Below are 14,514 nucleotides of genomic sequence, written 5' to 3'. Positions count from 1 at the left end.
TAAAAGCTCCGAACTAAAATTCGGAGCCTCCATTTAATCACTTATTACACATTCGGGAAATTAAAATTTCCAACCGAACGTAAGAAAGAAATTGTTTCTGACATTCTTCACATCCGATACTGCATAAGCATCGCTTGAGATCAGACGGTTTGGTGAATAATATCCTGCTTCATAATTACTGTCAACCGTACCGTACAAGAACGGATTGCTATATTTTGAAGTTATATTTTGATAAGACGCATCGATATAGAATGATTTGAAATCATATCCAAGACCGAAAGACAAAGCATTTCTGTCATTTAAGATCAGATTATTGTAAGATTGATCACCTGCAACGCCATTATTATCGTATCTGCTTACTGTTAATGCATCAAAAGGACTTGAAGCATAAGAATACCCTCCTCTCAATCTGAATTGTTTCACTCTATATTCCGCACCAATCTTTAATTCTGATAAATTTTTATAATTATCTTTAAAGAAATCGTTCAATTCTGTTTCTGCATCTCCGTATACTTTATACTTAGGCTTTGTTAATCCAAGAGTATAGTCAACGTTCAAAGCAAAACTTTTGCTAGCGATGAAAGCTGCACTCACAGTTGCTTTTAGTGGAGAAGTTAATTTTCTGTTTTCAACTGCATAATCATCTCCGTAAATAGGATCGTTATAGAAATTGTAACTTCTATCGATATTCCAGAATGTCGGAGTTTCTAAAGCTGCCCCTAATCTGAAGTTTGGACTTAATTTCCCGATGACCCCTAATGAAGCCGAGAAACCGTTCCCTTTTTCATAAAAAGGTGTATTCTGTTTACTGAAAGTTTCTGAACTACCATTGGACAAAGAATTGAAAATAGCCGTATCAGACTGATCTATTGATGAATTTAGGAAGTTTAATCCTGCACCAATGTATAAATTATTGTTATAATTTGCACCTACCCCAAAGCTTGTTTTTGATAAATAACCATATCTGTCATAAGCATGTCTTCCGAAAGAAGAACTGTTAGTTGCATCAAAATCATAGACAAGATTACTATTTCCGGGAGTTTCAACATAGTTTTCAATGGACTGATTTGAATAGTTTACCCCAATATTGATAAACTTCCAAGCACTTTCAGTCATTAATTGAAAAGTCATTACGCCTCCTAAATTTCCAAGATCTCCTTTATTAATGCTGTATCCATAAGATGAACCTGCGTAAGAAGATGTATTCTTATTGTTTGTAATAGACAATGTCCCTGAAACTTCTCCTGAAATCGCAACTCCCAAACCGGCAGGGTTGGTAAGTAATGAATTCGCATCACCTCCTAAGGCTCCATTGGAACCTGCCATTGCATTAAACTTAGCAGAACCTACATTTGGAGCATTAGAATAAACATCTACAGTATTTCTTATCACAGAAACATCTTGAGCCTGCGCAAAAAATGCTGCAGAAATGCTCATTATTGCTAAAGATTTTTTTAACATTATTTTTTTGAATAGTTATTAATTTTAAAATTATCTACCACCTCTGAAGCCACCGCCTCCACCGCCGCCGGATCTAAATCCGCCACCGCCGCCGCTTCCTCCACCGAAGCCACCGCCTCCTGATCTGAAGCCGCCTCCGCTGTTAGAATTGTTGAAGCCACCGCTGTTGTTTCTGAAACCGCCGTCATTTCTTGGCTGAGATTGTTGTGGATAATTATAGCTTGGTCTTGGCTGATTTTGGCTTTGACCACGGAATCCACCTTGCTGTCTTACTCCACTTTGGTTATTTTGACCTCTGAATCCACCGTTAGCATTTCCTTGTCTGAAACCACCACCGTTGTTTCCTCTGAAGCCGCCATTTGCAGTATTTCCTTGTCTGAACCCTCCATTACTATTGTTATTTCTTCTGAAACCACCGGAATTCATGCCATATTTATTCGCAAAACTTCCGTTGTAAGTATTGAAACCTCTTCCGTTTGCACCACTCCTTCTGTAGTTAGGATAATAATATCCGCCTCCATAGTATCCGCCGTAGCCACCCCAATAAGGGTATCCGTAGCCATATCCGTAATATCCGCCGTAACCCCAGTATGGATTATAACCGCCCCAATATGGTGAGTAACCCCATCCCACATTCCAGCCGCCGCCCCAACCCCATGAGCTTCCCCATGAAAGTCCAAGACCCCAACCGTAACCGCCATAGCCTCCATATCCCCAATAAGGATTATAGCCATACATTCCGCCCCATCCCCATGAATTATCATAGTAGTTTGTCTGATTTCCTGCATAGCTTCCCCAATCAGAATCTGTTGCCGTAGCATTGGTATTCCAGTTGTAGTTATTCCAATCATCGTATCTGCCTTCTCTCGAGTTAGCTTCCGCATTTTGGATAATGTTTGAATCATCCTGATAGTAATTGTAATCTTCTCCTACTCTGTTTCCTCTGTCATTAATAACAACTCCTTCAGGCAGTGTATCTTTATTTGGGTCGTAGTAAACGCCATCTGTCTCGCTGTAGCCGCCCATCTGAGCGCCGCAAGACACAAGTAATAATCCACCTGATATAGCTAAAATCCCTTTAGACTTTAGCATACCAAGCAAATTTTTATGTATATTTCTTTTCATGATAACGTAAAAATTTTTAATTTAAATTATATTTGCAATCTGTACCAAAAATGTACCAAAGCACCGGTACAAAAATCTATCAAAAATAGATTTTTATTTTTAGATAACAATAATAGGAAAAAGTTAAAAAAATTAAAAAAAATAATGGCAAAATTAACCTCAAGAAGCGAAGATTACAGCAAATGGTATAATGAGTTGGTTGTAAAAGCCGATTTAGCTGAAAACTCAGGAGTAAGAGGATGCATGGTTATAAAACCATATGGCTATGCAATCTGGGAGAAAATGCGTGACGAAATGGATAAAAAATTCAAAGAAACAGGTCACGTGAATGCTTATTTCCCGCTTTTTGTGCCCAAGAGCTTATTTGAGGCTGAGGAAAAAAATGCAGAAGGTTTTGCAAAAGAATGTGCTGTTGTTACTCATTACAGATTAAAAACAGATCCAAATAATCCATCAAAATTAATTGTAGATCCCGATGCAAAATTGGAAGAAGAATTGATTGTTCGTCCTACTTCGGAAGCAATTATCTGGAATACTTATAAAAACTGGATTCAATCTTACAGAGATCTACCTATATTAATCAATCAATGGGCAAATGTTGTTCGTTGGGAGATGAGAACGCGTCTTTTCTTAAGAACAGCAGAATTTTTATGGCAGGAAGGTCATACTGCTCATGCTACAAAAGAGGAAGCAGTTGAGGAAGCTGAAAAAATGAACAAAGTATATGCAGATTTTGCAGAAAACTTTATGGCAATGCCGGTAATTCAAGGGCTTAAAACACCGTCTGAAAGATTTGCAGGAGCTGATGAAACTTATTGTATTGAAGCATTAATGCAGGATGGAAAAGCTCTTCAGGCTGGAACTTCTCACTTCCTTGGACAGAATTTCGCAAAAGCATTTGATGTAAAATTCACTAATAAAGAAGGAAAAATAGAACACGCTTGGGCGACATCTTGGGGAACTTCAACTCGTTTGATGGGAGCTTTAATTATGACTCACTCTGATGATTTCGGATTGGTATTGCCTCCGACTTTGGCTCCTATCCAGGTGGTGATCGTTCCTATCTTTAAAGGTGAAGAACAATTAGAACAAATCAGTCAGGTTGCTTTGGAGATCCAGGCTAAACTGAGAGCGAAAGGAATTTCTGTGAAATTTGATAATGATACTCAAAACAAACCGGGATGGAAATTCGCGGAATATGAATTGAAAGGTGTTCCTGTAAGAATCGCAATGGGACCAAGAGATTTGGAAAACAATTCTGTAGAAATTGCAAGAAGAGATAATTTGACAAAAGAAGTTCGTGCTATCGAAGGTTTGGATTCTTATATTGAAGAATTATTAAAAACAATCCAGCAAGATCTTTATACTAAAGCTGTAAACTTCAGAAAAGACAACATTACAAAAGTTGATACTTATGAAGAATTTAAAACTGTCCTTGAAGAAAAAGGAGGATTTATCTATGCGCATTGGGATGGAACAGCGGAAGAAGAAGAGCAAATTAAGGACGAAACTAAAGCTACTATCAGATGTATACCTTTAGATCATGACATTGAGGAAGGTGTATCATTAATATCAGGAAAACCATCTAAAAGACGAGTTTTATTCGCAAAAGCGTACTAAAAACTTAACATAATAAATTATTAAATCTGCAAAAATTCACGAATTTTTTGCAGATTTTTTTTGAAAATTGATATTTGGACTGTTTTTTGTTTAAATTTATTCCAACATTAATCTTTAAAATAAATTTATTATGTCTTTAAACGTTATTGATTTAATTAAAGGACAATTAGGTCCCGCTTTAGTATCTCAGGCTGCATCACAGTTCGGAGAAAGCGAATCAGGTATTTCAAAAGCAATCGGAGGTTTATTACCTGCAATTGTAGGAGGTTTAGCAAATAATTCAGACAATCCGGCTGTTTTAGATGCCATTACTAATGCTTCTTCAAATGGAATTTTAGGAAATCTGATGGGAAATTCTTCCAATAATTCATGGATTACGAGTTTATTGTCATTGCTTTTTGGTGATAAACAGAGTGGATTAGTTAACTCAATTGCGACTTTTGCAGGAGTAAGTAACAACACTTCCAGTTCATTATTGAATTTGGTTACAGGAGCTACAGTTGGATCAATTGGAAAATACGCAGCTGATAATAATTTAGACAAATCAGGAATTTCAAGTTTATTGAGTGACCAAAAAGGAATTGTTTCTTCATTATTACCTGCGGGACTTTCTTTAGCTTCTCTAAATATTGGAGACTGGGCTAAAGGATACAAGTTTGATAACGATAATGATACAATTAAAACACCCGTTGCAGAAGAGCCGAAAATTCAGGTTACAAGAAGCACAGCTCCTAACGGGACTTTCCCTGAAAGAAACAATAATGACGGAGGCGGTTCTATCTGGAAATGGTTGCTTCCTCTATTGCTTTTAATTGCTGTCTCATATTTTATCTGGAAACAATGTGAGAAGAAAGAAACTACAACGACTACATCTGTAACAGATTCAGGTAAAGTTGTAACTGATACAGCAAATGCAGTTTCACCAGCCGATACAATGGCAACTACTGTAACAACTACAAAAGTTGACGAAAATATTGATTTAAACGGTGTAACATTAAAAGGTTATAAAGGCGGAATGGAAGATCAAATGATTACTTTCCTAAAATCCGGAGGTTACAAAAATGCTAAAGATGATGCTGCTTTAAAAGATACTTGGTATAATTTTGACCATGTAAACTTCAAATTAGGTAGTGCTAGTGAATTAGAAGCAGGTTCTGAAGGACAATTACAAAATTTAATCGCAATTTTAAAAGCTTTCCCTGAAACAAAAGTAAAAATCGGAGGATATACTGATAAAACAGGAGACGAAGCTAAAAATCAAAAATTATCTGCAGACAGAGCAAACTTCATCAAATCTTGGTTAGACAAACAAGGTGTAGGTGCACAGGTTGCAGGAGCAGACGGATACGGAAGTAAATTTGCAACAGTTGATGCGAAAGCATCTGATGCAGAAAGAGCAGTTGACAGAAAAATGGCTGTAAGATTTACAAAATAATCTTTAACAACATAAAAATCAGAATCCCGAGAAGTATTTTTTCGGGATTTTTCTTTTTGTGATTTTGTGGTTTTCATTTATTTAATTACATTTGTTAGTCATTTCTAACATTTATGAATTTGAATTTAAAAAACGCCTGGCGAAAAGATAAAACATCTCACTCTTTATCAGAAGTTTATTCTTCGGTCAAAGTTCCTAAAAATGCAAGTTTTTGGAGAAAATATCTGGCTTTTGCAGGACCCGGATTAATGGTTGCAGTCGGATATATGGATCCCGGGAATTGGGCTACAGATATTGCCGGGGGTGCACAATTTGGCTATACCCTGCTTTCCGTGATTTTGATTTCCAATATTTTTGCAATGGTTTTGCAGCATTTGTCTGTGAAATTGGGCGTTGTTGCAGAAAGAGATTTGGCGCAGGCTTGCAGAGATCATTTTGGTCCGAAAACCAATTTCATGCTTTGGATCTTCTGTGAAATTGCAATTGCAGCTTGTGATCTTGCCGAAGTTATCGGTTCTGCGATTGCTTTAAACCTACTTTTCCATATTCCTCTCACTTGGGGAATCGTGATTACCACAGTAGATGTTTTAGTCATTCTTTTACTTCAGTCAAAAGGATTTCGATGGATCGAAAGTATTGTTGGCGGATTAATTTTCATTATCCTTGCGTGTTTTATTTACGAATTGGTGATTTCTCAACCCGCAATAAACGAACTTTTAGGAGGATTGGTTCCTCAAAAGGAAATCATTCAGAATCCGGCAATGCTTTATATTGCAATTGGAATTTTAGGAGCAACAGTAATGCCTCACAACTTATATTTACACAGTAGTATTGTTCAGACAAGAGATTATGAACGCAATCGAGAAGGTAAAAAGGAAGCAATAAAATTTGCAACTTTAGACAGTACTGTTTCTTTGATGTTGGCATTTTTCATTAATGCTGCTATTTTAATTTTAGCTGCCGCAACTTTTCATGTTACAGGAAACAAACACGTTGCAGATATAAACGATGCTTATAAGATGCTGACTCCAATTTTGGGAGCTTCCATGGCGAGTATTGTTTTTGCAATTGCTTTATTGGCTTCCGGACAAAATTCTACATTAACAGGAACTCTTGCCGGACAAATCGTAATGGAAGGTTTTTTAAATATCAGATTAAAACCGTGGTTAAGACGTTTAATTACAAGATTAATCGCTGTAATTCCTGCCCTGATTGTCGCTATTCTTTACGGTGAAGAAGGAACAACTGAATTATTGGTCTTGAGTCAGGTAATTTTATCGATGCAGTTAAGTTTTGCCGTCGTTCCGTTAGTAATGTTTACAAGTGATAAAGCCAAAATGGGCGAATTTGTAAATAAACCATTTCTTAAAACCTGTGTCTGGATCATTTCATTCGTCATTATTATTTTGAACCTTTATCTTTTGTATCAAACATTTTTTGGAAAATAGTTTGATGTAAACTTTATATTTTTTTAGGAGCTATTTCCCGCTTTCCGTTGCAATCTTTTTTTTCAAAAAAGGATTTCCACTGCAATCGGGGCTAAGATTTTTGTCCATTTCTCAACATTCCTGAATAACCGCAAAGGTTATCATTTCGTATAAATTCAGGCTCATTTTGTAGAGATCAAATTTTGAAAATCATTGTTAAGATTCTTCCAGAATGGCAAACTTGATGAATGACGACTTAATTTAATGTTTTTATAAAGATTGCTTCGTCGCTTCGCTCCTCGCAATGACGAAGACTCATTATTTATAATAAATTACAATTTCTGCCTAAATGTCATGCTTTTTTCTTTGGCAAAGTGTTTGTCAATAATAAGGAAAATAAATATTGAATTATGGAAAATCAGGATATTAACGAAGAAAGCATCAATAATCAACAAGATACGAATATTCAAAACGAAGCTACAACGGAAGAAAATGTGACAGCAAAACCAACTCCAGAAGAACTTTTGGCAGAAGAAAAAGACCGTTACATCAGATTGTACGCTGAATTCGAAAATTATAAAAAAAGAACAAGCAAAGAGAAGATGGAATTCTTCCAATATGCCAATCAGGATATGATGGTTTCTATGCTTGGCGTTTTGGATGATTTTGAAAGAGCTATCAAAGAAATCGCTAAAAATGGAAATCCTGCCGATCTACAAGGTGTTGAATTAATTTATAATAAATTCAAAAGTAAACTGACTGAAAAAGGACTGAAAATAATGGAAGTAAGAGCTGGAGACAGTTTCAACGTAGATTTCCATGAGGCTATCACTCAGATTCCTGCACCTTCAGAGGATCTGAAAGGGAAAATCGTAGATGTAATCGAAACAGGATATACTTTAGGTGATAAAGTGATTCGTTTTGCAAAAGTAGTTACGGGTAACTAAATAATAAATGATAAATGATGAGTGGTAATTGATAGTTTCAACATCATTCTTAATATCTTTTATCATTTATCGAAAATCAATTATAATATATCATGTCAAAAAAAGATTATTACGAGGTTCTTGAGATCAGCAAATCTGCATCGGCCGACGAAATAAAGAAAGCATACCGAAAAATGGCTATCAAATTTCACCCAGACAAAAATCCGGGTGACAAGGAAGCTGAAGAAAAATTTAAAGAAGCAGCAGAAGCTTACGAAGTTCTGAGCGACGAACAAAAACGTGCAAGATACGACCAGTTCGGTCACGCAGGAATGGGCGGAAACGGCGGCTTTGGAGGCGGCGGTTTCGGCGGCGGAATGAACATGGAAGATATTTTCAGCCAATTTGGAGATATTTTCGGTGGCGGATTCGGTGGTTTTGGCGGTGGCGGCGGTGGTCGTCAGCAAGTGAAAGGTTCTAATTTAAGAATCAGAATCAAGCTGAACCTTGAAGAAATGGTAAACGGAACTCAAAAAACCATTAAAGTTAAAAAAATGAAGATGGCGGAAGGTGCCACTTCAAAAACATGTCCTACCTGTAACGGTTCCGGAGTTCAGATGAAAGTAATGAACACAATGTTTGGTCAAATGCAGACTCAGACAACTTGTGGAACTTGTCAGGGAATCGGGAAAGTTGCAGACAAAATTCCTGCTGGAGCAAATGCTCAAGGTTTGATTAAAGATGAGGAAGAAATTTCAATCAACATTCCTGCGGGAGCAAGAGACGGAATTCAGCTTAATGTAAGAGGAAAAGGTAATGATGCTCCTTTCGGCGGTGTTCCGGGAGATCTTTTGGTTATCATTGAAGAAGAAGTAGATAAAGTAATCAAAAGAGAAGGCGATAACCTTCATCAGGAATTATACATTTCGTTTGCTGAAGCTGCTTTGGGAACGAAAAAAGAAGTTCCGACTGTTGGCGGAAAAGTAAAAATCACTGTAGATACAGGAACTCAATCCGGAAAAATCTTAAGATTAGCAGGAAAAGGTCTTCCAAGTATCGACAGCTATGGAAAAGGTGATATGTTTATCCATATCAACGTCTGGACGCCGCAAAAGCTTACAAAAGAGCAAAAAGATTTCTTCGAAAAGCAAATGAGCAGCGGGGAAATGGTTGCAGAACCATCCGGAAAAGAAAAGACATTCTTTGATAAAGTAAAAGATTTATTCAACTAAATATTAAAAAAAGAGGCTTTTTTTAAAGTCTCTTTTTTAACTTTGCAGATTATAAATATAACCCTATCTTTTTAATTAAAAATACCTGCGTTTTACGCTATTGTAAAAATTTCACATGAACTACAAGCTTCAACTCCGTACACCAGAATCTACTCCTAATCTTATTTTCAATACGATTTTCTTTGATGCCTTCAAAGTAAATATTGTTGAAAGATATTTTGGTCCTGCCCCAAAATCATGTGAGGTTTTATTTAAGGTGAGAACGTTAGACGACAAGATCGTAAACAGAAAAGATGGAAATGTAAGAGTAAAAATTAAAGATAATGATCTTGAAACTTATAAAAGTTTACTGAAAATTATCGGATCTTACGAGTATAAAAATAAACTCATCAGCAGAAATGATGCAGACCAGAATCTGGTGCATTTTATTTTGAGATTGGTGATTATCAATTATGATTTAAATTAATCTTATATTATTATAGAGAGACTTATTTTTAAGTCTCTTTTTTTATTCTCATCCTGTTGACGAATGACAGAATTAGTTATAATAAATACTTTAATTTTCTATTAATAAAAACCAGCATCAAACTAGCAATCAGCAAAACAACTGTAAAAATTACATTCTGATATGAAGTAATATAAGGCGATTTGTAAACAAATTCCATCAATAAAGGATGAATAAGATAGATCGCTGTGGAAATACTTGCCAATATTTTAGAATCTGTTTTAACCGTAATATTTTTACAATATAAAAACAGCAATGGACAGGCAATTAATAAAGAAAATAATAAATCGATACTTTCTTTCTGGCTTAAATTAAAAACTTTATAATTTAAAAAAGCTTCAAAAATCACCATTAAAACAGAGATTATCACCACCCAAAGTGACGGTTTACGTTTTACATCAATCTCTAATTTCTTAATTAAAAATCCTATTCCCAAAAACGGAAAACATACAAAAAGAAAATTTCTGTAGGTAGGAAACAAATTTAGTAAAGAATCTATTTCATACTTTTCTTCAAAATAATGAGAATTCCCCAAAAACTGAATGATATAGCCACAACAGAAAAAGAATAAAATAGCGAAAAACAATACTTTAGGTGAAATTTTCCTTAGCGTAAATAACAATAATCCCGAAAAAAAAGTTCCGATAAGATACCATAAATGATGATAACCAAAGAGAATATTTAAAGTATAATTATCATCTTCTTTCCAAAGCGGGAAATAAATAATCGACCAAATACCATACAACAAAAGGATTCTCACCGACCATTTTTTTAATCTCGAAATGTCATCAACAAAGTAAAAAAAGTAACCGGAAATAATTAAAAAAACAGGAACACCAATCCTGAAAAGCCCGTTTACCAAAACATAGCTCAACGACGGATCAGAATCCCGCAAAACATGCATATGTAAGCAAACAACAAAAAATGCCAGTACAATTTTTAATATGTCGATCGACAGACTTCTCATAATTTTATCAAAAAAGCTTATGATTGATATTCATAAGCTTTCTATATATTTCAAATTTAAACAAATTTATTTTTTCTTCACCAAAGAAACAGCTCCTTTTCCAACCGTGAAAAGTGCAACTGCGATCAATCCGCCTGCAAGTCCAAGAATAATTTCTTTTAAAATAGTAAGAATTTCATTCGAAGACCAAGACTCTAAAAAATGGTGAAGAAACTCTACTCTGTGTGCAAAAATTCCACCAGCTACCATAATCAAAGCAATTGTTCCGATTACTCCCAAAGCTTTAATAACAATTGGCAGAGCTTTTACCAATAAATGCCCAAGTTTTCCGAAGAACCCTTTGTCATTACTTTTTTTAATTAATTTGAAACCTGCATCATCCATTCTTACGATCAAAGCCACAATTCCATAAACTCCAACAGTAGCAATAAATGCAACTAAACTCGTCACAAGAATCTGCGTAATAAAAGGATGGCTTTCTTCTAAAACTGTTCCCAAAGCAATAATTACAATCTCGATAGACAAAATAAAATCTGTCGTAATTGCCGATTTTACCTTTGCTTTTTCTATATCTTCAGGACTTTTTTCGTCTTCTTCAATCTCTTCCACCACTTCATGACCTTCTTTGTCACGGTGAAAAAGAAATTCTATAATTTTTTCAACCCCTTCAAAAGATAAATACAATCCTCCCAAGATCAATACATAATTAATTGCCGGAGCATACAGCCAGTTGAGTAAAAAAACAATTGGCAGAATGATCAATTTGTTGATGAATGAACCTTTTGTGATCGCCCACAATACAGGAATCTCCCTTGAAGAAAGGAAACCTGTAGCTTTTTCAGCATTTACGGCAAGATCATCGCCCAAAATTCCCGCTGTTTTTTGGGTTGCTATTTTACTCGTAACAGCAACATCATCCATCAAAGCTGCAATATCATCCAAGATCGCAAAAAAACCAGACGCCATTTTAATTTTTTTTTAATAGTTGTTAAAGAGCAAAAATAATTATTTAATTCGGTTTTATTGTATGATTCGGGAAGGTTTAAAATAACTTTATTGTTTAATCTGACTAAATTATACTTTATAAAGTTCTTTCATTGATATAAAATGTCTCAAATTACAAACTTCGAGGTTTAAGTAAAAAAATTGTAACTAGAATTTCCTTATTAATAAAGGCTTCATTTAACATTGGGTTTATTATTTCATCAAAAAAAGACCCTAAACAATTTTTACATGAGATTTATCGCTTTATTTCTTTTCATTTTAACTTCAAATTTCACGTTTGCGCAGACAAAATATATTTTAGCTTTGTCAAAAACAGATCATAAAATGGTGGTTTTAGACTATAATTCACTGGAAATTATTTCTAAAATCCCTGTAGGTGAAGATCCGCATGAAGTTGTAACTTCTGACGATGGATCTGTCGCTTATATTGCCAATACTGTAAATGGGACGGCTCATGAAATTAATGTTATTGATCTGAAAAATTTAAAACCTATTAAAAATATTGATACAAGACCTTTGTATGGTTCCCACGGATTGGCTTATTTGAATGATAAATTATGGTTCACCGCTCAAGGTTCAAAAGCTGTCGGAAGATACGATGTAAAGGAAGACAAGCTCGAATGGTCGATGGGAACAGGACAAAATATTACACATCTTTTGTATGTAACTCCGGATTCGGAGCATTTTTATACAACAAATGTTGATTCCGGAACGGTGAGTATTTTCGATCATGTTTTGTTGCAGCCGACAGTTCCGCCGACGGGAGTTTTACCTCCGAATGCAAAACCGCGTTGGGACTGGATTCAGACTTTAGTTAATGTCGGAAAAGGTGCGGAAGGTTTTGATGTTTCACAGGATGGAAAGGAATTGTGGACAGCAAGACCAGATGGTCACATCATTATTGTTGATCTGGAAAAAAGAGAAGTTAAAAACGATATTGATGCAAAAGTTTTGGGACTTCATCGTCTAAAATTTACGCCAGACGGGAAATATGTTTGTATTGTGAGTGTAAAAACAGGAGAATTGCTTTTTTATGATGCTAAAACAAAAAAAGAAATTAAAAAAATCGATGCAGGACAAGGCGCGGCAATGTATATGGATAAAGAAAAAAACAGGCTTTTTATGTCTTGCACTCCGAATAATTCCGTTTCTGTGATTGATTTGAATACAATGGAAGTTGTGAAAAAACTTGATGTTGGTGGAAGACCGGATGGAATTACAATGGCGGTTGTAAAATAGAATAATTTGTATAAGAGATTAAAAAAGGATAACAAATTCTTGAGATTAAATTATTAAAAAGATAAAAATGTATATCTTGTAAGCTATTCGAAATAACTTGTATGCACTATTATACTTTTACGGTAATCAATAATGATGAGGCTGTTTCAAAAATTAAAATTGAGACAGATAAACTTATTAAAGTTTACAATGAAGAAATAAAAAACTATCATAAATATTGCAAAAACTTACCTAAAGATGCACCGAGACATACAGAATATAAGAATCTTGTAAGATTAAAAAAAATTCTTTCAGAAACAGAAACGGATATAGATTTTGGAGAAAAAGATCAATATATTTCATCGTTTTCAATCAAGGTAATTATGCATAATGAGTTTCATTCTATATTTTGTAGCAAATGCAGGACAGAATATTTTCCTAACGAGATTACCTATAAAACATGGTCTCAAGGAGAAAGTTTATTTGCTTCAGGTGGAAAAACGCTTGTTTGTAATGAAGATCATTTCGTTTTCGGATATATGGAATGGAACTCCTAGGCTGAAAATTTAAACTAAAAACTACATGAAAAAATATTTCATCTTTTTATTATTTCTATTCCTCAACCTACATTCACAACAAATAATCAATAAAGAAGAATTCAAAAAATGCAAAAAAGAATTCTCAAAGAAAATTTGTCTTTCTGATGATGATAAAGATTCAATTCTTTTTTATCTGGATAAATGCCCAAAAGAAAACGGTCCTGCCGAAAATTTTGGATGTCCTTTCCCCGACACGGATGACGACGGAATTATTGATAAAGATGACGCCTGTCCGAAAGAAAAGGGTGAGATAGACAACAATGGTTGTCCATGGTATGATATTGATGGTGATGGAATTCTCGACAAAGATGACGCCTGTCCTACTCTACCCGGAGTTCCGGAAGAAAATGGCTGTCCGAGAAGAGGCGACTGTAAAGAATATTTTGAAAAAGAAAAACAGGAATTAATTAATTTCAAAGAAAAAAACAATAATGATAAAGCGAAATTCATTGCTTTAAGAAAAATTATTTTTAATAATGTTTCAAAAGAATTTTTAGCTGGCGAGAGTATGTTTGTAAGTATTTACGTTGATACCTTTATTAATGAGAATATTACTTTCCAGTGTTCTTCGAGATCTACTCTGTATCATGATAAACAGTTATTTTTGGATCAATTATTCTGGTCGAAAGAGACATTTGAGTATGTTGCCAAGAAGCTTAATAAGAATATTGTCCCAACATTTGGTCTGAATGCAACAAGAACTATTAATAAAGATTTTATTAATGAATTAAAAAAAGACGGCTATTATGGTTTTATGCTAAATTTTCCGAAAGTCAAAGCATATGAAAGATCAGGTCTGTACTATCCAAGAAACAAACAAAAGCCAAAGTTTGATGGATCAGATACAAGATTAGTTGTTAATTTTTCACATTATGATGCGAACGATGAAGTCGTTGCTAAATTTTCCAGATTACGTGATGAGTATTTTTATACCTATAAATATGTTGATAATCAATGGAAATTAATTAATACAGAAAAGCACAAGTATTAGAAA

13 protein-coding genes are annotated in these 14,514 nt (G+C 34.7%); 9 read left to right on the top strand and 4 right to left on the bottom strand.

The genetic code is table 11. The features are described from left to right. Positions 1 to 60: 60 nt before the first annotated feature. Together ABD940_RS21540 and ABD940_RS21535 are read right to left on the bottom strand one after the other, a co-directional pair. Positions 61 to 1,437 (bottom strand): OmpP1/FadL family transporter, encoded by a 1,377-nt coding sequence (locus ABD940_RS21540; RefSeq protein ID WP_345208416.1) that lies wholly within the window; start codon positions 1,435 to 1,437, stop codon positions 61 to 63. A 54-nt stretch (positions 1,438 to 1,491) separates the two neighbouring features. Beyond that, positions 1,492 to 2,586 (bottom strand): prolyl-tRNA synthetase, encoded by a 1,095-nt coding sequence (locus ABD940_RS21535; RefSeq protein ID WP_345208414.1) that lies wholly within the window; start codon positions 2,584 to 2,586, stop codon positions 1,492 to 1,494. 144 nt (positions 2,587 to 2,730) lie between these two features. Between ABD940_RS21535 and proS the strand changes: the two genes are divergently transcribed. The 6 genes from proS (at position 2,731) to ABD940_RS21505 (ending at position 9,692) form a co-directional block, all read left to right on the top strand. Further along, positions 2,731 to 4,206 carry a proline--tRNA ligase gene (gene proS / locus ABD940_RS21530; protein WP_345208412.1) on the top strand — a complete coding sequence of 492 codons (1,476 nt, stop codon included), beginning with the start codon at positions 2,731 to 2,733 and terminating at the stop codon, positions 4,204 to 4,206. 130 nt (positions 4,207 to 4,336) lie between these two features. Further along, positions 4,337 to 5,641, top strand: coding sequence for an OmpA family protein (locus ABD940_RS21525; protein ID WP_345208410.1), 1,305 nt, complete (start codon positions 4,337 to 4,339; stop codon positions 5,639 to 5,641). Positions 5,642 to 5,754: 113 nt separating this feature from the next. Further along, positions 5,755 to 7,089: an Nramp family divalent metal transporter gene (locus ABD940_RS21520; protein ID WP_345208408.1), complete on the top strand. Its 1,335-nt coding sequence runs from the start codon at positions 5,755 to 5,757 to the stop codon at positions 7,087 to 7,089. A gap of 389 nt (positions 7,090 to 7,478) precedes the next feature. After that, the gene (locus ABD940_RS21515; RefSeq protein ID WP_425550379.1) at positions 7,479 to 8,015 is read left to right on the top strand and encodes a nucleotide exchange factor GrpE; all 537 of its coding nucleotides are present in this window, start codon (positions 7,479 to 7,481) and stop codon (positions 8,013 to 8,015) included. Between the two features lie 92 nt (positions 8,016 to 8,107). Then, on the top strand, positions 8,108 to 9,226 hold the full coding sequence (gene dnaJ, locus ABD940_RS21510; RefSeq protein WP_345208406.1) for a molecular chaperone DnaJ: 1,119 nt from the start codon (positions 8,108 to 8,110) through the stop codon (positions 9,224 to 9,226). Positions 9,227 to 9,341: 115 nt separating this feature from the next. Further along, positions 9,342 to 9,692 (top strand): prevent-host-death protein, encoded by a 351-nt coding sequence (locus ABD940_RS21505; protein ID WP_345208404.1) that lies wholly within the window; start codon positions 9,342 to 9,344, stop codon positions 9,690 to 9,692. A 76-nt stretch (positions 9,693 to 9,768) separates the two neighbouring features. On the opposite strand, the gene ABD940_RS21500 is transcribed toward ABD940_RS21505, so the two are convergent. Both ABD940_RS21500 and ABD940_RS21495 read right to left on the bottom strand, forming a co-directional pair. Then, complete coding sequence (locus tag ABD940_RS21500; protein ID WP_345208402.1) at positions 9,769 to 10,698, bottom strand: acyltransferase family protein; 930 nt, start codon at positions 10,696 to 10,698, stop codon at positions 9,769 to 9,771. 66 nt (positions 10,699 to 10,764) lie between these two features. Continuing rightward, the gene (locus ABD940_RS21495; protein ID WP_345208400.1) at positions 10,765 to 11,664 is read right to left on the bottom strand and encodes a DUF808 domain-containing protein; all 900 of its coding nucleotides are present in this window, start codon (positions 11,662 to 11,664) and stop codon (positions 10,765 to 10,767) included. A 267-nt stretch (positions 11,665 to 11,931) separates the two neighbouring features. Here ABD940_RS21495 and ABD940_RS21490 point away from each other — a divergent pair, with 267 nt between their 5' ends. From ABD940_RS21490 to ABD940_RS22925, 3 genes are all read left to right on the top strand, one after another. Next, complete coding sequence (locus ABD940_RS21490; protein WP_345208398.1) at positions 11,932 to 12,942, top strand: beta-propeller fold lactonase family protein; 1,011 nt, start codon at positions 11,932 to 11,934, stop codon at positions 12,940 to 12,942. Positions 12,943 to 13,043: 101 nt separating this feature from the next. Then, positions 13,044 to 13,478, top strand: coding sequence for a hypothetical protein (locus ABD940_RS21485; RefSeq protein WP_345208396.1), 435 nt, complete (start codon positions 13,044 to 13,046; stop codon positions 13,476 to 13,478). A 25-nt stretch (positions 13,479 to 13,503) separates the two neighbouring features. After that, positions 13,504 to 14,511: a thrombospondin type 3 repeat-containing protein gene (locus ABD940_RS22925; protein ID WP_425550378.1), complete on the top strand. Its 1,008-nt coding sequence runs from the start codon at positions 13,504 to 13,506 to the stop codon at positions 14,509 to 14,511. The last annotated feature ends 3 nt before the right edge of the window (positions 14,512 to 14,514 follow it).

It is taken from the genome of Chryseobacterium ginsengisoli, assembly GCF_039542325.1.
Lineage (GTDB): Bacteria > Bacteroidota > Bacteroidia > Flavobacteriales > Weeksellaceae > Chryseobacterium > Chryseobacterium ginsengisoli.
The sequence above is the reverse complement of the archived record's forward strand: the minus strand, read 5'-3'. Positions and strand labels throughout refer to the sequence as shown.